The organism is Pseudomonas sp. UBA6699, assembly GCF_002454615.1.
Lineage (GTDB): Bacteria > Pseudomonadota > Gammaproteobacteria > Pseudomonadales > Pseudomonadaceae > Aquipseudomonas > Aquipseudomonas juntendi.
Map to the genome: position 1 here is coordinate 39,361 of NZ_DKJF01000020.1, position 21,350 is coordinate 60,710.

Annotated in this window: 22 protein-coding genes and 1 other RNA gene; 6 read left to right on the forward strand and 17 right to left on the reverse strand. The window is 61.6% G+C overall.

The genetic code is table 11. The annotated features are described in order from the left end of the window. The 9 genes from mraY to rsmI all read right to left on the reverse strand — a co-directional run bounded on the left by mraY (window position 1) and on the right by rsmI (window position 8,979). Window positions 1-1,083, reverse strand: a complete 1,083-nt coding sequence (gene mraY / locus B3361_RS03675) for a phospho-N-acetylmuramoyl-pentapeptide-transferase (protein ID WP_003251852.1) — start codon at window positions 1,081-1,083, stop codon at window positions 1-3. Next, the gene (locus tag B3361_RS03680; RefSeq protein ID WP_054905338.1) at window positions 1,083-2,450 is read right to left on the reverse strand and encodes a UDP-N-acetylmuramoyl-tripeptide--D-alanyl-D-alanine ligase; all 1,368 of its coding nucleotides are present in this window, start codon (window positions 2,448-2,450) and stop codon (window positions 1,083-1,085) included. Before B3361_RS03680 ends, mraY begins: the two co-directional genes overlap by 1 nt. Beyond that, a complete protein-coding gene (locus B3361_RS03685) occupies window positions 2,443-3,930 on the reverse strand; it encodes a UDP-N-acetylmuramoyl-L-alanyl-D-glutamate--2,6-diaminopimelate ligase (RefSeq protein WP_154211298.1) in 1,488 nt (495 codons plus the stop codon). The genes B3361_RS03680 and B3361_RS03685 overlap by 8 nt, the downstream gene beginning before the upstream one ends. Continuing rightward, on the reverse strand, window positions 3,930-5,678 hold the full coding sequence (locus B3361_RS03690; RefSeq protein WP_166524950.1) for a peptidoglycan D,D-transpeptidase FtsI family protein: 1,749 nt from the start codon (window positions 5,676-5,678) through the stop codon (window positions 3,930-3,932). The genes B3361_RS03685 and B3361_RS03690 overlap by 1 nt, the downstream gene beginning before the upstream one ends. Continuing rightward, window positions 5,678-5,971 (reverse strand): cell division protein FtsL, encoded by a 294-nt coding sequence (gene ftsL / locus B3361_RS03695; RefSeq protein ID WP_009684421.1) that lies wholly within the window; start codon window positions 5,969-5,971, stop codon window positions 5,678-5,680. The genes B3361_RS03690 and ftsL overlap by 1 nt, the downstream gene beginning before the upstream one ends. After that, a complete protein-coding gene (gene rsmH, locus B3361_RS03700) occupies window positions 5,968-6,915 on the reverse strand; it encodes a 16S rRNA (cytosine(1402)-N(4))-methyltransferase RsmH (protein ID WP_009684422.1) in 948 nt (315 codons plus the stop codon). Before rsmH ends, ftsL begins: the two co-directional genes overlap by 4 nt. Continuing rightward, window positions 6,912-7,367 (reverse strand): division/cell wall cluster transcriptional repressor MraZ, encoded by a 456-nt coding sequence (gene mraZ, locus B3361_RS03705; RefSeq protein ID WP_004575120.1) that lies wholly within the window; start codon window positions 7,365-7,367, stop codon window positions 6,912-6,914. Before mraZ ends, rsmH begins: the two co-directional genes overlap by 4 nt. 308 nt (window positions 7,368-7,675) lie before the next feature. Beyond that, window positions 7,676-8,036, reverse strand: an RNA gene (gene rnpB, locus B3361_RS03710) — RNase P RNA component class A. Between the two features lie 67 nt (window positions 8,037-8,103). Further along, window positions 8,104-8,979 (reverse strand): 16S rRNA (cytidine(1402)-2'-O)-methyltransferase, encoded by an 876-nt coding sequence (rsmI, locus tag B3361_RS03715; protein WP_054905341.1) that lies wholly within the window; start codon window positions 8,977-8,979, stop codon window positions 8,104-8,106. Between the two features lie 186 nt (window positions 8,980-9,165). Between rsmI and B3361_RS03720 the strand changes: the two genes are divergently transcribed. The 4 genes from B3361_RS03720 to B3361_RS03735 all read left to right on the forward strand — a co-directional run bounded on the left by B3361_RS03720 (window position 9,166) and on the right by B3361_RS03735 (window position 12,609). Then, on the forward strand, window positions 9,166-10,983 hold the full coding sequence (locus tag B3361_RS03720; protein ID WP_009684425.1) for a penicillin-binding protein activator: 1,818 nt from the start codon (window positions 9,166-9,168) through the stop codon (window positions 10,981-10,983). Continuing rightward, on the forward strand, window positions 10,983-11,354 hold the full coding sequence (locus B3361_RS03725; RefSeq protein WP_286920113.1) for a YraN family protein: 372 nt from the start codon (window positions 10,983-10,985) through the stop codon (window positions 11,352-11,354). Before B3361_RS03720 ends, B3361_RS03725 begins: the two co-directional genes overlap by 1 nt. 86 nt (window positions 11,355-11,440) lie before the next feature. Further along, window positions 11,441-12,034 carry a phosphoheptose isomerase gene (locus tag B3361_RS03730; protein WP_029887793.1) on the forward strand — a complete coding sequence of 198 codons (594 nt, stop codon included), beginning with the start codon at window positions 11,441-11,443 and terminating at the stop codon, window positions 12,032-12,034. Continuing rightward, window positions 12,031-12,609, forward strand: coding sequence for a BON domain-containing protein (locus tag B3361_RS03735; RefSeq protein ID WP_009684429.1), 579 nt, complete (start codon window positions 12,031-12,033; stop codon window positions 12,607-12,609). Before B3361_RS03730 ends, B3361_RS03735 begins: the two co-directional genes overlap by 4 nt. Before the next feature lie 147 nt (window positions 12,610-12,756). Here B3361_RS03735 and B3361_RS03740 read toward each other — a convergent pair whose 3' ends face one another. The 7 genes from B3361_RS03740 to rplM all read right to left on the reverse strand — a co-directional run bounded on the left by B3361_RS03740 (window position 12,757) and on the right by rplM (window position 17,619). Next, on the reverse strand, window positions 12,757-13,188 hold the full coding sequence (locus B3361_RS03740) for a ClpXP protease specificity-enhancing factor (protein WP_054905342.1): 432 nt from the start codon (window positions 13,186-13,188) through the stop codon (window positions 12,757-12,759). Between the two features lie 10 nt (window positions 13,189-13,198). Next, complete coding sequence (locus B3361_RS03745) at window positions 13,199-13,822, reverse strand: glutathione S-transferase N-terminal domain-containing protein (RefSeq protein ID WP_054905343.1); 624 nt, start codon at window positions 13,820-13,822, stop codon at window positions 13,199-13,201. Between the two features lie 115 nt (window positions 13,823-13,937). Further along, complete coding sequence (locus B3361_RS03750; protein WP_029886542.1) at window positions 13,938-14,717, reverse strand: cytochrome c1; 780 nt, start codon at window positions 14,715-14,717, stop codon at window positions 13,938-13,940. After that, entirely contained in the window at window positions 14,717-15,928 is a 1,212-nt protein-coding gene (locus B3361_RS03755) for a cytochrome b (RefSeq protein WP_029886541.1), read from the reverse strand. Before B3361_RS03755 ends, B3361_RS03750 begins: the two co-directional genes overlap by 1 nt. Further along, window positions 15,928-16,521 (reverse strand): ubiquinol-cytochrome c reductase iron-sulfur subunit, encoded by a 594-nt coding sequence (gene petA / locus B3361_RS03760; RefSeq protein ID WP_009684434.1) that lies wholly within the window; start codon window positions 16,519-16,521, stop codon window positions 15,928-15,930. Before petA ends, B3361_RS03755 begins: the two co-directional genes overlap by 1 nt. A gap of 262 nt (window positions 16,522-16,783) precedes the next feature. Further along, window positions 16,784-17,176: a 30S ribosomal protein S9 gene (gene rpsI, locus B3361_RS03765; protein WP_003260797.1), complete on the reverse strand. Its 393-nt coding sequence runs from the start codon at window positions 17,174-17,176 to the stop codon at window positions 16,784-16,786. Between the two features lie 14 nt (window positions 17,177-17,190). Next, window positions 17,191-17,619: a 50S ribosomal protein L13 gene (gene rplM / locus B3361_RS03770; RefSeq protein WP_003251819.1), complete on the reverse strand. Its 429-nt coding sequence runs from the start codon at window positions 17,617-17,619 to the stop codon at window positions 17,191-17,193. Between the two features lie 258 nt (window positions 17,620-17,877). On the opposite strand from rplM, the gene B3361_RS03775 reads away from it, so the two are divergent. Together B3361_RS03775 and B3361_RS03780 are read left to right on the forward strand one after the other, a co-directional pair. After that, window positions 17,878-18,918 carry an NADP(H)-dependent aldo-keto reductase gene (locus tag B3361_RS03775; protein WP_009684435.1) on the forward strand — a complete coding sequence of 347 codons (1,041 nt, stop codon included), beginning with the start codon at window positions 17,878-17,880 and terminating at the stop codon, window positions 18,916-18,918. A gap of 271 nt (window positions 18,919-19,189) precedes the next feature. After that, complete coding sequence (locus B3361_RS03780; RefSeq protein ID WP_177331338.1) at window positions 19,190-20,110, forward strand: GlxA family transcriptional regulator; 921 nt, start codon at window positions 19,190-19,192, stop codon at window positions 20,108-20,110. Between the two features lie 120 nt (window positions 20,111-20,230). Here the strand turns inward: B3361_RS03780 and zapE are convergent, their stop codons facing one another. Further along, entirely contained in the window at window positions 20,231-21,325 is a 1,095-nt protein-coding gene (gene zapE / locus B3361_RS03785; RefSeq protein WP_029886538.1) for a cell division protein ZapE, read from the reverse strand. Window positions 21,326-21,350 lie beyond the last annotated feature (25 nt).

Here is a 21,350-nt window from a genome sequence, read left to right on the forward strand (position 1 = left end):
CTACCTCAGTTTCAGGGTGGCAAGGCCGATCAGCACCAGGATCACGGTGATGATCCAGAAGCGGACGATCACGCGTGGCTCTGGCCAGCCCTTGAGTTCAAAGTGGTGGTGGATCGGTGCCATGCGGAACACCCGTTTGCCGGTCAGCTTGAACGAGGCGACTTGAATCACCACCGACAGGGTTTCCACTACAAAGATGCCGCCCATGATGAACAGCACGATTTCCTGGCGCACGATCACCGCGATGGTGCCCAGGGCAGCGCCCAGCGCCAGCGCGCCGACGTCACCCATGAAGACTTGTGCCGGGTAGGTGTTGAACCACAAAAAGCCCAGGCCGGCACCGATCAAGGCGCCACAGAACACGATCAATTCGCCCGAGCCAGGCACGTAGGGAATCAGCAGGTACTCGGCGAATTTCACGTTACCCGACAGGTAGCAGAAGATGCCCAGCGCGCCGCCGACCATCACCGTGGGCATGATCGCCAGGCCGTCGAGGCCGTCGGTGAGGTTGACCGCGTTGCTGGAGCCGACGATGACGAAGTAGGTCAGCACCACGAAGCCGACGCCCAGCGGAATGGTGACGTCCTTGATGAAGGGCAGGATCAGCGTGGTTTCGACGCTGGTCGGTGCGGTCTTGTACAGGAACACCGCCGCCGCCAGGCCGAACACCGACTGCCAGAAGTACTTCCAGCGGCTTGGCAGGCCCCGCGAATTCTTTTCGATCACCTTGCGGTAGTCGTCGACCCAGCCGATGGCACCGAAGGCCAGGGTGACGATCAGCACCACCCAGACGTAGCGGTTGCTCAGGTCGGCCCACAGCAGGGTGCTGACAGCGATGGCCGACAGGATCAGTGCGCCGCCCATGGTCGGGGTGCCGGACTTGGACAGGTGCGATTGCGGGCCGTCGTTACGTACGGCCTGGCCGATCTGGCGAATTTGCAGCGTACGGATCATCCACGGCCCCAGCCACAGCGCCAGGGACAACGCGGTCAGTACACCCAGAATCCCGCGCAGGGACAGGTACTGAAAGACCGCGAAGCCTTTGTGGAACTGTTGCAGATACTCGGCCAACAGCAGCAGCATTAATGTTTCTCCCCGCTGGCACCGCACAAAGCCGCCACGACGTTTTCCATCGCAGCGCTGCGCGAGCCCTTGATCAAAATAGTGGTGTCGCTGGCGTTTTCGGCACTAACCGCGTCGATCAGCTCAGCTTGAGTAGCGAAATGACGGCCATTGGCGCCGAACGCCTCGACCGCATGTTTCATGTTGGAACCCACTGCGTACAGGGCGTCGACCTTGCCGCGCGCGTAGTCACCCACCTGCCGGTGGCCTTCTTCCGCCCACTGCCCCAGTTCGCCGATATCCCCAAGCACCAGGACGGTGCGGCCGGAGAAGCCGGCGAGTATATCAATGGCCGCGCACATCGAGGTGGGATTTGCGTTGTAACTGTCGTCGATCACACGCACACCACTGGGCGCGATCTGCGCCACGGTGCGGCCCTTGACCGGCTGCACCGCCGCAAGGCCAGCTGCAATGCCAGCCAGGCTCAGACCAACGGCATGGGCAGCGGCGGCAGCGGCCAGGGCGTTGCTGACATTGTGCTCACCGAGCACATTGAGCTGCACCTGGGCCACCTCGCCGGCGCCATGCAGCTGGAATGACGGGCAACCACGGGCGTCGCGCCCAATGGCGCTGGCATGGAAGTCGGCACGGGCGTCGCTGCGGGCGAAGCTGATGACCTTGTGCGCCCCGGCACGGGCCTTCCAGGTCGCGAAGGCCTTGTCGTCCAGGTTGAGAATGGCGATACCGCCCTCGCCCAGGCCTTCAAGGATCTCGCCTTTGGCTTCGACGATTTTCTCCGGGCCGCCGAACTCGCCAACATGGGCGGTACCGGCGTTGTTGATGACGACCACCTGCGGCCGGGTCAGGCCGACGGTGTAGCGAATTTCACCGATGCGCGAAGCGCCCAGCTCGATCACCGCAGCACTGTGCTGCGCAGCGATTTCCAGCAGTGTCAGCGGCGCACCGAGGTCGTTGTTGAGGTTGCCACGGGTGGCGTGCACAAGACCACGGGTGCGCAGGATGCTGGCAAGCATTTCCTTGACTGTGGTCTTGCCGCTGGAACCGGTAATGGCCACCACTGGCTTGTCATAGGCAGCACGGTTCAGTGCCCCGAGCTGGCCCAGGGCCAGGCGGCAGTCAGCCACGCGCAATTGCGGCAGGTCGACATCGGCCACCTCGCGCTCGACCAGCGCCGCGACGGCACCCTTGGCTTTGACATCGGCCAGGTAGTCGTGGCCGTCGAAACGCGGGCCGGTCAAGGCGACGAACAGTTGCCCGGCACTGACACTGCGGCTGTCGATGCTGACGCCGGTGAACGCCGCATCGGCGCCGATCTGCTGACCGTTCAGCAGCGGGACCAGCTGGCTGAGTGACATGGGCTTAAGCATGTGGAGCCTCCCAGGCTGCAAGTGCCTTTTCGGCTTCGATCAAGTCGGAGAAATCATGGCGCTCGCCGTTGATCTCCTGGTAATCCTCGTGCCCCTTGCCAGCCAACACGATCACGTCGTCGGCAGCAGCGGTAGCAATCAGGTGCGCAATGGCCGCGCCGCGGCCAGCGATGAATTCCACCTCGGCAGGCTTGGCAAAACCGGGGCGAATGTCGTCGAAGATACGCAGCGGGTCTTCGCTACGCGGGTTGTCGTCGGTAACCAGGACGCGGTCCGCCAGGCGCTCGGCCACTTCGGCCATCAGTGGGCGCTTGCCGCGATCACGGTCGCCACCGCAGCCGAACAGGCACAGCAGCTGGCCGTGAGCATGCGGGCGCAGGGCTTCCAGAACCTTCTCCAGCGCATCTGGCGTATGTGCGTAGTCGACCACCACCAGTGGCTTGGCGCCGCCACCCAGGCGCTGCATGCGGCCTACCGGCCCTTGCAGTTTGGGGATGACGCCGAGGATCTCGTCAAGGGCAAAGTCCATTGCCAGCAGGGTTGCCACCGCCGCCAGCATGTTGCTCAGGTTGAAACGGCCGAGCAACTGGCTGCGCAGAATGCGCTCACCCTGGGCAGTGACCAATGTGGCGCGCACGCCATCGTCATCGAACTTGGCCTTGGTGCAGAACAGCGCCGCGTCCGGGTTTTCCAGGCTATAGCTGAGCAGCCGTGACTCGATAGGATCTGCCGGCGCCCTATCCTCGAAAGCTTGAGCCAGGCGCCGACCGAACTCGTCGTCCAGGTTCACCACCTGGCAGCGCAGGCTCGGCCAGGCGAACAGCTTGGCCTTGGCCGCTTCGTACGCCTGCATGCTGCCGTGATAGTCGAGGTGATCGCGGGACAGGTTGGTCATCACCGCAATGTCGAAAGCCAGTGCAGCCACGCGGCCTTGTTCCAGGGCATGGGAGGACACCTCCATGGCCACGGCTTTGGCGCCAGCCTTTTTCAGGCCATACAGCGTCGACTGCACGGCAATCGGGTCAGGGGTGGTCAGGCGGCCACTTTGCAGTTCACCGTAGAACCCGGTACCGAGGGTGCCGATCAGGCCGCAGCGCTTGCCGAGCAGCTCCAACGCCTGCGCCAGCAACTGGGTGACACTGGTCTTGCCGTTGGTACCGGTCACGCCGACCAGGTCCAGCTGCCGGCTGGGCTCGCCATAGAAGCGGCCGGCAATATCCGACAGCTGAGCGATCAGGCCTTTGACCGGGATCAGCGGCACATCGGTCAACGGCAGCACGTTGGCGCCCTGCTCTTCATAAGCCACGGCGGCAGCACCACGGGCCAAGGCATCGGCAATGTGCCCACGGCCATCGACCTTGGCCCCCGGCACTGCCAGGAACAAGTCACCCGGGCGCACGTTGCGGCTGTCCAGGGTCAGTTCGCGGATCATCGGATCGCGGCTGGCGTGTGCAAACAGTTTGCTCAATGGCATTGTCATCACCCACGCCCTCCCTTGGCAGCGGCAGCATTGACTTGGGGTTGCCCGGCAGGTGCAACAGCAGCTGGCGGCGGCAGGTTGTCTGGCGGCACGTTCATCAGGCGCAGGGTGCCGGACATGACCTTGCTGAACACCGGTGCCGAAACCAGGCCACCGAAGTAGCCACCCTTGCCCGGTTCGTCGATCACCACGACGATGGCGTAACGCGGATCGCTCATCGGGCCGAAGCCTGCGAACAGCGAGCGGTAGGCATTTTCGGTGTACCCCTTGGAACCCACCGTGGCTTTACGTGCAGTACCGGACTTGCCGGCCACGTGGTAGAACGGCACCTGGGCGCGGAATACCCCACGCGGCGCCTCGATCACCTGCTGCAACATGCCCTGGATGGTTTCCGCGGTTTCCTTCGGAATGGCCTGCACGGCCTCGGGCGCCTTGTCCACCTTGAGGATCGACAGCGGGACCATCTTGCCGTCGTTGGCCAATGCCGCGTAGGCATGCACCAGCTGCAGGGCGGTCACCGACACGCCGTAGCCGTAAGACAGGGTGGCCGTCTCGGCCTTGCGCCACTCGCGGTGGTTCGGCAGGTTGCCGACACGCTCACCCGGGAAGCCAAGGCCGGTGTACTGGCCCAGGCCGACCTGGGACATCACGCGGTAGATGGCCTCGCCACCGATGTCGAAGGCGATCTTGCTCATGCCCACGTTACTGGAGTTGATCAGGATGCCGGTCAGGTCGAGGATCGGACCCTCGCTGCGCGACACGTCCTTGATGGTGTAGCGGCCGATCTGCAGGCTGCCGGGGTATACCTCGACCTTGTCGGTAGGTTTCCAGCGGCCGCTTTCCAGCGCTGCGCTCATGGAGATCGGCTTCACCGTCGAACCTGGCTCGAACACGTCGATGATCGCCCGGTTACGCATGGCCGCCGGGAACATGCTGCGGCGGTTGTTGGGGTTGTAGGTCGGCTGGTTGACCATGGCCAGGACCTCACCGGTCTTGACGTCCATGATCACCAGGCTGCCGGCCTTGGCGTTCTGTTCGGCAATGGCGTTGCGCAGCTCGCGTGTAGCCAGGTATTGCAGACGCAGGTCAATCGACAACGCCAAGGTCTTCCCGGCCTTGGCGTTCTTGGTGACCTGAATATCCTTGATCAGCCGGCCGCGCCGGTCCTTGATGACCTGGCGCTTGCCAGGCACGCCGGCCAGCCACTCGTCATAGGCCAGCTCGACCCCTTCGCGCCCGTGGTCGTCCAGGTCTGTGAAGCCGACCATATGCGCAGTGACATCACCGGCCGGGTAGAACCGGCGGAATTCTTCCAGCCCGTACACGCCGGGCACTTTCAGGTCGAGCACATGCTGGCCCTGCTCCGGGGTCAGGCCGCGGACCAGGTAGATGAACTCTTTGTTGGCCTGCTGGGTCAGGCGCTCGTTCAGCTGCTGCGGGTTTTGCCCCAACGCTGCTGCCAATTGCGGCCAGCGCTCTTTGGAGGCCTGCATTTCCTTGGGGTTGGCCCACAGGGTCGTGACCGGGGTACTGACCGCCAATGGCTCACCGTTGCGGTCGGTAATCAGCCCACGGTGGGCCGGGATCGAGATATGGCGCAGGCTGCGCGCGTCGCCCTGGCCCTTGAGGAAGTCACGGTCGACCACCTGCAGGTCGATGATGCGCCAGCAGATGGCGCCGACCATGAGTGCCAGCAGGCCGATGACCACGCGGAAACGCCATGGGTACAGTGCGCCTTCGAGTTTCATCATGGCGCCACCATCCGCACTTCGTCAGCCGCAGGCACGCGCATCTTCAATTGCTCGGACGCAAGGTTTTCGATACGGCTGGCCGCGGTCCAGGTGCTCTGCTCGAGGATCAACCGGCCCCACTCGGCCTGGGCCTTGTCACGCTCGTTCAGCTCACCGTACAGGGTATTGAGCAACTGGCGGTTCCAGTGCGCGCTGTAGGACACCGCAATGGCCGAAACCAGCACGGCAACGAACAGCAGGAGCATCAGGAAGCTCCCGCCTGGCAAGGGCTTGGCGAACAGCCTGCTCACCGCAACTTCTCCGCCACACGCATCACGGCGCTGCGCGACCGCGGGTTTGCCTTGAGCTCGGCTTCGGAGGCGAACTGGGCCTTGCCGATGAGCTTGACCTTGGGCTCGAAGACCTTGTGCTGTACCGGCAGGTTGCGTGGCAGGTTGTCGGCCTCGCCCTTGACCAGCTTGCGCATGAACAGTTTGACGATGCGGTCTTCCAGCGAGTGGAAGCTGATGACCGCCAGCCGACCGCCGACTTCGAGCGCGTCGAGCGCGGCCTCAAGCCCCGCTTCCAGGTCACCCAGTTCGTTGTTGACGTGGATGCGCAAGCCCTGGAAGGCGCGGGTGGCCGGGTTTTTGCCCTTCTCCCAGGCCGGGTTGGCCACCTTGAGCACCTCTGCCAGGTCGGCAGTGCGGGTGAACGGCTGCTTTTCGCGGCGCTCGACCACGGCACGCGCCATGCGCCCGGCAAAGCGCTCTTCGCCGTATTCCTTGAACACGCGGGCAATTTCTTCCACCGGTGCGGTGGCAATGAATTCGGCAGCGCTGACGCCCTGATCGGGGTTCATGCGCATGTCCAGCGGGCCATCATTGAGAAAGCTGAAGCCCCGCTCGGGGTCGTCCAGTTGCGGCGAGGACACGCCAAGGTCCAGCAACACGCCGCTGACCTTGCCATGCAGGCCGCGCTCGGCCACTTCTGCGCCCAGCTCGGCAAAGCTGCGCTGCACAATGACAAAGCGGCCGTCTTCGGCCGCCAGCGCTTGCCCTGTGGCAATCGCTTGTGGGTCTTTGTCGAAGCCCAGCAGCCGCCCTTGCGGCCCGAGCTTGCTGAGGATCAGGCGGCTGTGTCCGCCACGGCCAAACGTGCCGTCCAGATAGCAACCGTCGGCGCGCAAGGCCAATGCCTCGACAGCTTCGTCGAGCAGGACGGTAATGTGGTTGAAGCCGCTATCTATGGTCACAGGATCAGGTCACGCAATTCGTCGGGCATGGCGCCCGGTTGTTGAATAGCTGCAAGGTCGGCTGCCGAAACCGCGTTCCAGGCATCTTCATCCCACAGCTGGAATTTGTTCAGTTGCCCCACCAGCATCGCCTTCTTGTCGAGCTTGGCGTACTCACGCAAACGGGGCGGCACCAGGAAACGCCCACTGCCGTCGAGTTCCAGGTCTACCGCATTGCCAATCAGCAATCGCTGCAGGCGGCGGTTTTCCTCACGCAACGATGGCAAGGCACGCAACTTGGCTTCTATCTGTTCCCACTCATCGAGGGGATAAACACACAAGCACGGGTCCACGGCGTCGATGGTCACGATCAGCTGACCGTTGCAACGCGAATCGAGCTCGTCACGGTACCGGCTCGGCATGGCGAGACGGCCCTTGGCATCGAGACTGACGGCGTTGGCTCCGCGGAACACGGCTGCGATTCCCCACAATGTTATCTTTTTTGTGCCAGAAAACCCACTTCATCCCACTTTCTGCCACTTGCGCACACTATAGGAATCCGCCGGAGGCACCGTCAAGGCACGTTCGGAAGGAAAAGCCTTACAGGACCGAGATTTAGCGCGTTAAAGGATTGTGAAAGGTATTTCACAATGAAAAAAACACGAGAAAAATCAAACCCGCACAAGCCACTGGGGCTTGAACTTAAAGTGATTTATTAAGAGTAAGATTTTTTCGGTATTACCAAAGGGGGGTCTGCTATCGAAAGATGCAGAAAAGAAAGGTGGAGAGTCGATCTGTAAGCCGGGTTTTGTCGAGGACAGTCATTCCTCTACGACGGCCATCACTGGACGCCTCTAGCAACCTACCCGGTTCCGACGCGGGCCACGCCTGATGGAACCCTATTTGGTCTTGCTCCGAGTGGGGTTTACCTAGCCACGAACTGTTGCCAGCCGTGCGGTGCGCTCTTACCGCACCTTTTCACCCTTACCGGCACCGAAGTGCTTAGGCGGTTATTTTCTGTGGCACTTTCCGTAGGCTCACGCCTCCCAGGCGTTACCTGGCACTCTGCCCTATGGAGCCCGGACTTTCCTCCCCCGAACTTTTGCGGAACAAAAGACGGCAGCGACTGTCCGATCGACTCTCCGCCGACAAGGTTAACGGCACACGCGCTCAAGAACAAGCGCCAGCAGCATTTATATCAATTTGCCACTACTGGGCCTTCTGTTTATCCAGGGCACGTTGATACAACAGGTTCTTGCGCACGCCGGTAATTTCCGAGGCAAGCGCCGCCGCCCGCTTCAGCGGCAACTCGGCCAGCAACAGGTCGAGCACGCGCTGGGCCTCGCTACTGATGGCCTGCTCGCCCTCCGGTGCAGTCCAGCCACCGACCAGCACCACGCACTCACCGCGCTGCTGGTTGCTATCACCGGCGACGAACGCACGCAACTCGGCCAGGGGCAAGCCCTTGAGCGTCTCGAAGGTTTTCGTCAGTTCGCGCGCCAGCAACGCCGGGCGCTCCCCGCCAAACACCGTTTCCATGTCCTCGAGGCACTCGAGGATACGGTGCGGCGCTTCATAGAAAATCAGCGTGCGCGGCTCTTCGCGCACTTGCTCCAGGCGTGCCAGGCGCCCCGCCTGCCTGGCCGGCAGGAAACCTTCGAAAATGAAACGGTCCGAGGGCAGGCCCGCCGCCGACAATGCCGCGATCAAGGCGCAGGCGCCCGGCACCGGCACCACGCTGACCCCGGCAGCCCGCGCCTGGCGCACCAGGTGGTAGCCAGGGTCGGAAATCAACGGGGTACCGGCATCGGAAACCAGCGCCACATCTTCGCCGGCCAACAGCTTGCCGAGAAAGCGCCCGCCTTCGTCCCGCTCGTTATGCTCGTGGCAGGCCGCCAGTGGTGTATCGATGCCAAAATGTTGCAGCAGGCGGATTGAATGGCGGGTGTCTTCGGCTGCGATCAGCGCCACGTCTGCCAGCACCTTGAGCGCTCGGGCGCTCATGTCATCGAGGTTGCCGATGGGAGTTGCCACCACATACAGCGTTCCCACGGTGGATTTAGAAGCCCCTGCCACATCAGTCACTGCGCACACCTGTCATTCGGATCAAAGGCGCCATTGTAGCCCGAGCGCCCGCAACAGGGCGCAAAGAACTTCATACGCGACCGGCGGCAAGCCACCTATAGTGAAGGATCGACACGGCAACATCGCGCCCCGGCCAGTGCTTGGGTACAATTGCCGGCCAACTTGATCGAGTAACAGGACCTTTACATGATCGCTTGCCTGCGGCTGCTCACAGCCCTCTGCCTCGCTGCCCTGCTGGCAGCCTGCGCCAGCTCGCCCTCATCCAGCCTGGGCGAACTGCCACGCACCCCGGATGCCAGCATCGAGCAACTGCTCGAGCAGGCTGCTTCCAGCAAGTCTGCGCAAGACGCCGCCCTGCTGCGCCTGAGCGCAGCCGACCTGGCCTACAAGCAGAAGGACTTCCCCCGCGCCGCACGCATTCTCGAGCAGGTCCCGCTGGACACGCTCAAGCCGGCCCAGCAAGTGTTCGCCAGCACCCTGGCGGCCGAACTGGCCATGAGCCGCAACCAACCCAAGGCTGCCCTGGCCGCCCTGGCCCACCCAAGCCTGCAGCACGTTCCCGAGCTGCCGAAGGAACAGCAGGCGCGCACCTACTACGTGCACGCCGCCGCGCTGGAGGCCGATGGCCAGGCCCTGGCCGCCGCGCAACAGCGCGTACTGCTGGCCCCATTGCTCAGCGACCAGGCCGCCAGCGCAAACAACGACGCCATCTGGGCCTTGGTCGCCTCGCTGCCGGCCGAGCAGTTGCAGCAGCCGGCCACTGACCAGACTCTGGCCGGCTGGACCAGCCTGGCCCTGGCGGTGAAAAGTGCCGGCACCCTTGAGCAGCAACAGAGCGCCATCGAGAGCTGGGTCAAACAGCACCCGGACCACCCGGCTGCCAAACAGTTGCCAGTGCCACTGGTCAAGCTCAAGGAACTGGCCAGCCAACCGCTGACCAAAATCGCCCTGCTGCTGCCCCAGGAAGGGCCACTGGCCGGGGTTGCCCGGGCCCTGCGTGACGGCTTCATGGCCGCCCACTTCCAGGCCCAGCAGGCTGGCCAAGCCGCCCCTGCGGTGCAGGTGTTCGACAGCTCGCGCATCGGCTCGCTCGACGACTTCTACCGCCAGGCCCAGGCCGCAGGCGTGCAGCTGGTCATCGGCCCGCTGGAAAAACCGCTGGTCAAGCAATTGGCCAGCAAACCGCAACTGCCGATCACCACCCTTGCGCTCAACTACGCCGATGCTGGCCAGGTGGCCCCACCGCAATTGTTCCAGTTCGGCCTGGCGGCCGAAGACGAAGCACGCGAAGTATCCCGTCGCGCCCGTGCCGATGGCATGGTCCGCGCCGTAGCCCTGGTGCCGAGCGGCGAATGGGGTGATCGCGTGCTGGCCGCCTTCCGCCAGGACTGGGAAGGCAATGGCGGCACCGTGCTCGCAGCCCAACGCATCGCGCAACCGGTTGCGCTGGCCCAGCAGATTGCCGACCTGTTCCAGCTGCGCCAGAGCGAAAGCCGCGCCAAGAGCCTGCAGAGCACGGTTGGCGGCAACATCGCCGCACAACCGTCGCGCCGCCAGGACATCGACTTCCTCTTCCTTGCCTCTACCCCTCAGCAAGCGCAGCAGATCAAGCCGACCCTGAATTTCCAGTACGCCGGTGACGTACCGGTGTACGCCACTTCCAACCTGTACAGCGCCAGCGGTGACGTCAACCAGTACAACGACATGAACGGCATCCGCTTCTGCGAAACCCCGTGGCTGCTCGATACCAGCAACAGCCTGCGCCAACAGGTGGTTCAGCAGTGGCCGCAAGCCGCCGGCAGCCTGGGCCGCCTGTACGCCATGGGCGTCGATGCCTACAGCCTGGCACCGCGACTGGGCCAACTGAAGGCGCTGCCGGATAACCGCGTCCAGGGCCTTTCCGGCAGCTTGAGCATCAACGCCAACCAGCGTGTGGAGCGCCAACTGCCATGGGCTGAATTCGCTGGCGGCCAGGTCAAGCGCCTGCCTGATACCCCGCGCTGATGGCTGCAGCATCACCGACCGGCGCCGGCCACGCTGCAGAAACCCAAGCCCTTGAGTACTTTCAGGGGCAAGGCCTGCGGCTGCTGGCGCGCAACTGGCGATGCAAAGGCGGCGAGCTTGATCTGGTCATGCTCGACGCCGATACAGTAGTATTCGTCGAAGTCCGCTACCGGTTGCACGCGGCCTTCGGAGGCGCCCTCGCCAGTATCGATGGGCGCAAGCAGAAACGGCTGGTGCATGCGGCCAGCCTGTTCCTGCTCAAGGAGCCCCAATGGGGCAACCACCCCTGCCGCTTCGACGTTGTCGCCCTGCAGGGTAGCCACCATGCAGGCAAACCGCTTCAGTGGCTGAAAAACGCCTTCGAGTGCTGAACCCTCTACGTTTTTTTTGCTCTATGTATCGCGGGCTGGTCGTTGTTGCGCGTAACAAAGGCCACCGCCCCATTTAAGGTCACCAGATGGACATGCAATCCCGAATTCGCCGGCTGTTCCAGGCCAGCATCGAAACCAAGCAACAGGCGATGGACATCCTGGCACCGCACATCGAGCAGGCCAGCCTGGTCATGGTCAATGCGCTGCTCAATGAGGGCAAGATGCTCGCCTGTGGCAACGGCGGCTCGGCCGGCGACGCCCAGCACTTCTCCTCGGAACTGCTCAACCGCTTCGAGCGCGAACGCCCGAGTTTGCCGGCCATCGCCTTGACCACCGACAGTTCGACCCTGACTTCGATCGCCAATGACTACAGCTATAACGAAGTCTTTTCCAAGCAGATCCGCGCACTGGGCCAACCGGGCGATGTTCTGCTGGCGATCTCCACCAGCGGTAACTCGGCCAACGTGATCCAGGCGATCCAGGCCGCGCATGACCGCGAAATGATTGTCGTAGCAATGACGGGGCGCGACGGCGGCGGCATGGCCTCGCTGCTGCTGCCAGAGGACGTGGAAATCCGCGTACCTTCGACAGTGACCGCGCGCATCCAGGAAGTCCACCTGCTGGCGATCCACTGCCTGTGCGACCTGATCGACAGCCAACTGTTCGGGAGTGAAGAATGACCCCTATGCGCCTTGGCCTGCTGGCCCTGACTCTGTGCCTGAGCGTTACCGGCTGCAGCTCGGTACTCACCTCTGCCCGCAATTCGCCCATTGAAGACGACCGCGGCACGCGCACCATCGGCAGCAAGATCGACGACTCGCTGATCGAAACCAAAGCCGCGGTCAACATCTCCAAGGCCAACCCGGACCTGGACAAGGGCTCGCACATCGTTGTCAGCAGCTACAACGGTATCGTCCTGCTCGCTGGCCAAACCCCACGCGCTGACCTCAAGAGCCTTGCCGAGCAAACCGCCAGCCAGGTACAACGGGTGAAAAAGGTGCACAACGAGCTGCAGGTCATGCAGCCGTCTTCGATTCTGGCGCGCAACAACGATGCCTGGCTGACCACCAAGATCAAGACCCAGATGCTGACTGACAGCGCCGTGCCCAGTTCGCGAATCAAGGTCATTACCGAGAACGGTATCGTCTACCTGCTCGGCCTGGTGACCCAGCAGGAGGCCAATTCCGCCACTGCCGTAGTGCAGGGCGTATCGGGTGTGCAAAAAATCGTCAAACTCTTCGAGTACATCGACTGAAGAACCCTGGGCCGGCAAGACAACAATCCCGGCCTAAAAAAGGCGACCCTTCAAGGTTGATGCCTGTCAGTTAAGCGTTATTGGGGCTGCTTTGCGGCCCCAAATTACTTAACTGCTGGCATTAATCCTACAAGGTCGCCTTTTTTACTACTTGACCACTTTCAGGCTTGGTCGACCAGTCGGGCGCGGCGGCTGGCCACCACCTTCTGGCGGGCCATCGTCATCCGGCTGCACATCATCGTCTTCCAGGTCATCGCTATCCGTCAGCGGCTGCTCCAGCTCGAAGACCATGCCTTGGCCATTTTCGCGGGCGTAGATGCCCAGGATGGCGCCAACCGGCACGAACAGCAAATGGGTCACGCCACTGAAACGGCCCTCGAAACTGACCGCGTCGTTATCCATGTGCAGGTTGCGCACAGCACTTGGCGAAATATTCAGGACAATCTGGCCATCATTGGCGAAACCATCCGGTACCTGCACCTGTGCGTATTCGGCATTGACCAGCATATGGGGCGTGCAATCGTTGTCGACGATCCACTCGTACAGTGCTCGAACCAGATAGGGGCGACTGGAGTTCATCAACGGCTCCTTAAAGCTTGCGCATTTCACGTTCTACAGAGGACAGGCTCGCCTGGAATGGCTCGCGGGCGAACTGGCGCTCCATGTAATCCAGCAGCGGTTTCGCTTGCCGGGGCAACTCGATGCCCAACACTGGCAGGCGCCAGAGTATGGGCAGTAGACAACAATCGACCAGGCTTTGCTCATCGCTCATGAAACAGGCGAACTCATTGAACAATGGCGAAACACCGGTCAGGCTTTCGCGCAGGGCCTTGCGCGCTTCACTTCGGGTAGCCTCGCTGCTGCGCGAATCGAGCACGCTATCGGCAAGAGCACACCAGTCGCGCTGAATGCGGTGTATCAGCAAACGGCTGTTGCCGCGCGCAACCGGGTATACCGGCATCAGCGGCGGGTGCGGGTAACGCTCCTCGAGGTATTCCATCACCACGGTCGATTCATACAACGCCAGGTCACGGTCGACCAGGGTCGGCACACTGCCATACGGGTTGACCTCGGCCAGCCTGGGCGGCAGGCGCGCCGGATCGACATCGATGACCTGCACGCTGACACCCTTCTCGGCCAGCACCAGACGTACCCGATGAGAATAATGGTCAGCGGGGTCGGAATAGCAGGCTAACCTGTTGGTTGCGCCCATGTAGCGGCTCCTCGCACGAGATGCTGTGCAACTTTAAATGAAAACGCGCCCGGGGCATCCTGGCATTTCTGCCAGGCGCCCCGGGCGCGTTCAACAACCAGAAATTACTGCGTGATCAGTGCACGTCCTTCCAGTATTCACGCTTGAGCAAATAGGCGAATACGAAGAAGAAAGCCAGGTACAGCAACACATAGGTACCGATGCGCTGGCTTTCCAGTTTGACCGGGTTGGCCGAATAGGCCAGGAAGGTCACCAGGTTCTTGACCTTCTCGTCGAACTGCTCGGCGGTCAGGGTACCGGATTTCGGCGTAACGGTCAGCTGGTCACAGGCTTCATGGGTAATCGGGCTACCGGTCAACGGGTCGAATTGCTTCTTCCCATCGGTCACCGTCTGCACCTGCTTGCAGCCGATTACCTGGTTGCCCTGCAGGCCGACCAGCACGTTGGGCATGCCGACGTTCGGGAACACCTTGTTGTTCACCCCATAAGGCCGCGAGGGGTCCTCGTAGAAACTGCGCAGGTAGGTGTACAGCCAATCGGTACCACGTACCCTGGCCACCAGGGTCAGGTCGGGCGGCGCGGCACCGAACCAGGTCTTGGCGTCTTCGGGCTTCATGCCGATCTGCATGTGATCACCGATCTTGGCCCCGGTAAACACCAGCTTTTCGAGCATCAGCTCGTGGGGGATGCCCAAGTCATCGGCCACACGCTCGTAGCGTTGAAACTTGGCACTGTGGCAGCCCATGCAATAGTTGGCGAACGTCCGCGCGCCGTCCTGCATGGCGGCCTTGTCGGTCAGGTCGATATCGACCTTGTCCAGTTCCAGCCCGTGTTCGGCAGCGAAGCAAAAGGCAGGCATCAGTGCCAGCAAAAATACTGCAATCAACTTTTTCATCAGCCAGTCACCCTTTCCGGAACCGGTTTGGTCTTCTCGAGCCTTGTGTAGAACGGCATCAACAGGAAGTAGGCGAAGTACAGCACCGTGCACACCTGCGACAACAGCGTGCGCCCAGGTGTCGGTGCCAGCACGCCCAGCACGCCGAGGATGACGAAGGCCACGCAGAACACCAGCAGGAAGAGCTTGCTGATCCAGCCTTTGTAACGCATGGAACGCACCGGGCTGCGATCGAGCCAGGGCAGTACGAACAGCACCGCAATCGCCGCCCCCATGGCGATCACACCCATCAACTTGTCAGGCACCGCACGCAAGATGGCGTAGAACGGTGTGAAGTACCACACTGGGGCAATATGCTCCGGCGTCTTGAAGGCGTTGGCCTGCTCGAAGTTCGGCTTTTCCAGGAAGTAACCGCCCATTTCCGGGAAGAAGAACACCACCGCACAGAATACGAAGAGGAACACCACCACGCCGACAATATCCTTGACGGTGTAGTACGGGTGGAACGGAATGCCATCGAGCGGAATGCCGTTTTCGTCCTTGTTCTTCTTGATGTCGATGCCATCGGGGTTGTTCGAACCCACTTCGTGCAGGGCAAGAATGTGCAGCACCACCAGGCCGAGGATGACGATAGGCAGGGCGACCACATGCAGGGCGAAGAAGCGGTTCAGGGTAATGCCGGAGATCAGGTAGTCACCACGAATCCATTGGGTGAGGTCGCCACCAATCACCGGGATGGCACCGAACAGCGAAATGATGACCTGGGCACCCCAGTAGGACATCTGGCCCCACGGCAGCAGGTAACCCATGAAGGCCTCGGCCATCAGCGCCAGGTAGATCAACATGCCGAACAGCCAGACCAGCTCGCGGGGCTTCTGGTAGGAGCCGTAGAGCAGGCCGCGGAACATGTGCAGGTAAACCACGATGAAGAACGCCGAAGCACCCGTGGAGTGCAGGTAGCGCAGAATCCAGCCGTATTCGACGTCACGCATGATGTACTCGACCGAGGCGAATGCCTCTTCTGCCGAGGGCGTGAAGCTCATGGTCAGCCACACACCGGTGACGATCTGGTTGACCAGCACCAGTAATGCCAGGGAGCCAAAGAAATACAGGAAGTTGAAGTTCTTGGGCGCGTAATACTTGCTCAGGTGATCTTCCCACATCTTGGTCGCGGGGAAGCGAGCATCAATCCAGTCCATGAACTTGCTCATCATGCTTTCTCCTGGTCGACGCCGATGACGATGATATCGTCCGACTCGTACGAGTGCGGCGGTACGGGCAGGTTGAGTGGCGCCGGCTGCGACTTGTAAACACGCCCAGCCAGGTCGTAGTGGGAGCCGTGGCACGGGCAGAAGTAGCCACCCACCCATTTAGGGCCCAGGTCGGCTGGCGCAACCTCCGGGCGGAAGGTGGGCGAGCAGCCCAGGTGCGTGCACAGGCCGACGAGAATGAGGATTTCCGGCTTGATGGAGCGGACTTCGGGGTCGACATAGGTCGGCTGCACCGAAGATTTGGAATCGGGATCAGACAATTCGCCGGTAATTTTCTTCAGGTTACCGAGGATCTCCTCGGTGCGCCTGACGATGAACACCGGCTGGCCTCGCCACTCGGCTACCATCTGCTGCCCGGCCTCGACCTTGGCGATATTGACCTTCACCGGTGCTCCCGCGGCTTTCGCCTTGGCACTGGGAAACCATGACCCCACGAACGGTACCGCAGCCCCCACTGCTCCCGCTGCCCCGACCACGGATGTCGCGGCTACGAGGAAGCGGCGCCGGCCTGCGTTGACGCCGTCATTGCTCATTCAGTCCTCTCCCATCAGCTTGCTTGGCCTGTTGAACCAGGCCTGTACTTAGGTTGTGTCTGTGGCACTAAAATTTGGTCGCCATGGTAAGAAACAAATCCACACACTGACAAGGGATTAGCCGGGCAAGGGCCCAATACCAGCGCTTTGCTTGATCTGCGTCTATGCGACGAGCGGCCACAGACATGCTGACAGGTTAGTTCAAGGCAAAAAAAAAGCCCGGTTCCAAGGAACCGGGCTTTTTTCGACTGCCGAAGCGGTATTAACGCTTGGAGTACTGAGGACGCTTACGCGCTTTACGCAGACCCACTTTCTTACGCTCGACTTCACGAGCGTCGCGGGTGACGTAGCCAGCACGACGCAGAGCGCCACGCAGGGTTTCGTCGTATTCCATCAGCGCGCGGGTGATACCGTGACGGATCGCACCGGCCTGACCGCTGACACCACCACCGGAAACGGTGACGTAGATGTCGAACTTCTCAACGGTTTCGGTCAGCTCGAGCGGCTGACGAACAACCATGCGAGCGGTTTCGCGACCGAAGAACACGTCCAGAGAACGGTTGTTGATGGAGATGTTACCAGTACCCGGACGCAGGAATACGCGAGCGGTTGCGGTCTTGCGACGGCCAGTGCCGTAATTTTGAGTCGCCGACATAATGAACTATCCCGTTAGATCTTCAGTTCTTGAGGCTGCTGAGCAGTGTGTGGGTGAGCAGCACCCGCGTACACTTTCAGCTTGCGGTACATGTCGCGACCCAGCGGGTTCTTAGGCAGCATGCCTTTGACCGCGGTTTCGATAACACGCTCAGGGGCCTTGGCGATCAACTTCTCGAAGTTGATTTCCTTGATACCGCCCGGGAAACCGGAGTGGGAGTAGTACATCTTGTCGGAAGACTTGGCACCAGTCACACGAACCTGTTCAGCGTTGATAACGACGATGTAGTCGCCGGTGTCAACGTGAGGGGTGTATTCTGGTTTGTGTTTGCCACGCAGACGGGTAGCGATTTCGGTAGCCAGACGACCCAGGGTCTGGCCAGCGGCGTCGACTACGAACCACTCGCGCTTTACTGTTTCCGGTTTAGCAGTAAAAGTTTTCATTCTCTAAAGCCTCAGAGGCCGCCCAGCGAAAAATAGACGGCGAATCTTACTGGATAGTGCACAGCTTGCCAAGGGCAAGCGCGCAGCCGAACACTGACGCTTTTGGGGGCTCGGGTCGGGCACGCCAATATTCGACGGGGTTCTTCCTGCGTGATGGTGCATCACTTCCGCCACGCGGAGAGGGGCTGAATTATCCAGATTGCGCGAAAAATTTCAACCTGCTTTGATGAGCTTCCATTGCCAAGGAGTGTTTACCCGATGGAATACCGCCAGCTCGGCCGAACCGACCTCAACGTCAGCGCCCTGTGCCTGGGCACCATGACCTGGGGCGAGCAGAACGACCAGGAAGAGGCTTTCGGCCAAATTGCCCGGGCCAAGGCCGCGGGGATCAACTTCATCGACACGGCCGAAATGTACCCGGTGCCCCCACGCGCGGAAACCTACGCCGCTACCGAGCGCATCATCGGCAACTGGTTCAGGGCCAACGGTGACCGTGATGACTGGGTGCTGGCCAGCAAGGTTGCCGGCCCCGGCAACGGCATCAGCCACATCCGCGATGGCCAGCTCAAGCACAACCGCCAGCACATCGTCGCGGCGCTGGACGAGAGCCTCAAGCGCCTGCAGACCGATCGCATCGACCTGTACCAGCTGCACTGGCCGGAACGCAGCACCAACTTCTTCGGCAAACTGGGCTACCAGCACCTGCCGCACGATCACTTCACGCCGCTGGAAGAAACGCTGGAAGTGCTGGACGACCAGGTGCGGGCGGGCAAGATCCGTCATGTTGGCCTGTCCAACGAAACGCCGTGGGGCACCATGAAATTCCTGCAACTGGCCGAAAGCCGGGGCTGGCCACGGGCGGTATCGATCCAGAACCCGTACAACCTGCTCAACCGCAGCTTCGAGGTGGGCCTGGCGGAAGTCGCCATTCGCGAGCAATGCGGTTTGCTGGCGTACTCGCCGCTGGCATTCGGCATGCTGTCGGGCAAGTACGAGAACGGCGCTCGGCCGGAAAACGCCCGCCTGACCCTGTTCAGCCGCTTTGCCCGCTACTCCAACCCGCAGACCGTGGCCGCCTGCAGCCGCTACGTGCAGCTGGCCCGCGAGCACGGCCTGGACCCGGCGCAGATGGCCCTGGCGTTCGTGACGGGCCAGCCGTTCGTGACCAGCAACATCATTGGCGCTACCAGCCTGCAGCAACTGGACAGCAACCTGGCCAGCGCCGAGCTGCACCTGAGCGACGAGCTGCTGGCGGCGATCGAAGCCATTCACCAAGCGCAGCCGAACCCGGCGCCTTGATCAGAGCTGCAAGCTGCAAGCTGCAAGCTACAAGCTACAAGCTACAAGCTACAAGACAGAGCAGTCCGCATGCTGACCTGCTTTATCTTGCAGCTTGTAGCTTGAAGCTTGTAGCTTGAAGCTTGCAGCTCGACCAAAAAAATAAGACGATCCAGCCGGTGATTGACCACTCTACCCTATAAGAACAATGACAATGATGTTTACCCAACCCCCCGCGTCGCTGCGGCGCGTCAGCATCCTGGCCATTGACAAGGTGTTCGCTTCGACCTTGATGCAGGCCAAGGACTTCTTCCACCTCGCCAGCCTGCGCTACGGCAAGCAGCTGGGCCTGGGCTTGCAGCCCATGTTCGAGATCCGCCTGGTGAGCCCCGATGGCCTGCCCGTGGACAGCTTCAGCAATGTTCAGCTACCGGTCGACGGCGGCCTGGATGACGCCGATGTCATCATCCTGCCAGCCTACTGGGACGACTTCGACAACCTGCTGCAACGCTACCCACAGGTGCTGCCGTGGCTGCGTAGCCAGCACGCCCGCGGCGCGGTGCTATGCGCCGAGGCCAGTGGCGTGTTCTGGCTGGCCGAAAGTGGCCTGCTCGACGGCAAGGAGGCGACCACCTACTGGCGCTTCTTCAGCAGCTTCGCCGAGCGCTTCCCGAAGATCCGCCTGAACCAGGACAAGCACCTGACCGACGCCGACAACATCTATTGCGCTGGCGGCGCCACTTCGGCGTGCGACCTGTACATCTATCTGATCGAGCGTTTCTGCGGGGCCAATGTGGCCCGTGCGGTGTCGCGCGACATCCTCTACGAAGTGCAGCGCAACTACACGCCAGGGCGCATGGGGTTTGGCGGGCAGAAGCTGCATCAGGACCTGATCATCCTGCAGATCCAGCACTGGCTGGAAGAGCACTTCGCGGACAAGTTCCGCTTCGAGGATGTGGCCCGCAACCACGGCATGAGCATTCGCAACTTCATGCGCCGGTTCCAGGGGGCGACCGGCGACAAGCCGCTGCACTACCTGCAACGGCTGCGGATCGAAACGGCCAAGGGGTTGTTGTCGAGCACGCGCAAGAGCATCAAGACCATCAGTTACGAGGTCGGTTACGACGATGCCAGTTTCTTTGCGCGGCTGTTCCGCCAGCATACCGAGTTGTCGCCGAACCAGTACCGGCAGCAGTTCATGCAGGAGGCTTGAGGGCTTTCAGCAGCGGCAAGTTTCTAGCTGCAAGCTACAAGACAAAGCAAAAAGCCGGAGCAGCTCGTGGCCTGCTCCGGCTTTTTTTTGAGGCTTGCAGCTAGAAGCTTGCCGCTGATCTCAGGGCTTGTGCGCCCGAGACAGGAACTCGTGCGACTGCATCTCCAGCAAGCGGCTCAGGGTACGCTGGAACTCGAAGCTCAGGCGCCCACCGGTGTACAGGTCTTTTAGCTCCACCTCGGCCGAGATGATCAGCTTGACATTGCGGTCGTAGAACTCGTCCACCATGTTGATGAAACGCCGCGCGATATCATCGGTGGTCACCCCCATCTGCTCGACATTGCTCAGCAGCACCGCGTGGAAGATCTTGCCCAGCTCGATGTAGTCGTTCTGGCTACGCGGCCCGTCGCACAATGCCCGGAAGTCGAACCAGGCAACGTCGTCGCACGTACGCAAGGCATTGATCGGGCGGTTCTCGATCATCAGCACGTCATTTTCGACCGCCTGGGTGCATTCCGGGGTCAGCGCCTTGAAGCTGGCACGCATGCTTTCGTGCGCTGCCTCATTGAGCGGGTAGTGGAACAGTTCGGCCTGCTCCAGATGACGCAGGCGGTAGTCCACGCCGCTGTCGACGTTCACCACGTCGGTGTACTGCTTGATCATGGCGATGGCCGGCAGGAAACGCGCGCGCTGCAGGCCGTCCTTGTACAAGCCGTCGGGCACGATGTTGGAGGTGGCGACCAGCGACACGCCGTTCTTGAACAGCTCTTCCATCAAGGTGCCGAGGATCATCGCATCGGTGATGTCCGAGACGAAGAACTCGTCGAAGCAGATCACCTTGGCCTCTTCGCTGAAGCGCTTGGCAATGATGGTCAGCGGGTTCTTCTCACCCTTGAGGGTCTTCATTTCCTCGTGCACACGCTTCATGAAGCGGTGGAAGTGGGTGCGCATCTTCTGCTTGAACGGCAGCGCCTCGTAGAAGGTATCGACCAGGTAGGTCTTGCCCCGCCCTACTCCACCCCAGAAGTACAGGCCCTTGACCGGGGTCTGCTCCTTCTTGCCGAACAGCTTGCCGAATACCCCCGGCTTGTTGTTCTGCGCCTGTACCAGGTCGTCGTACAGGCGCTGCAGGTGACGCACAGCAGTTTCCTGCGCCGCGTCATGGAAGAAGTCGGGACGTTTCAGATCTGCTTGATAGCGTTCTAAGGGAGTCATGATTCGTTAGCGAGGCAACAAAAAA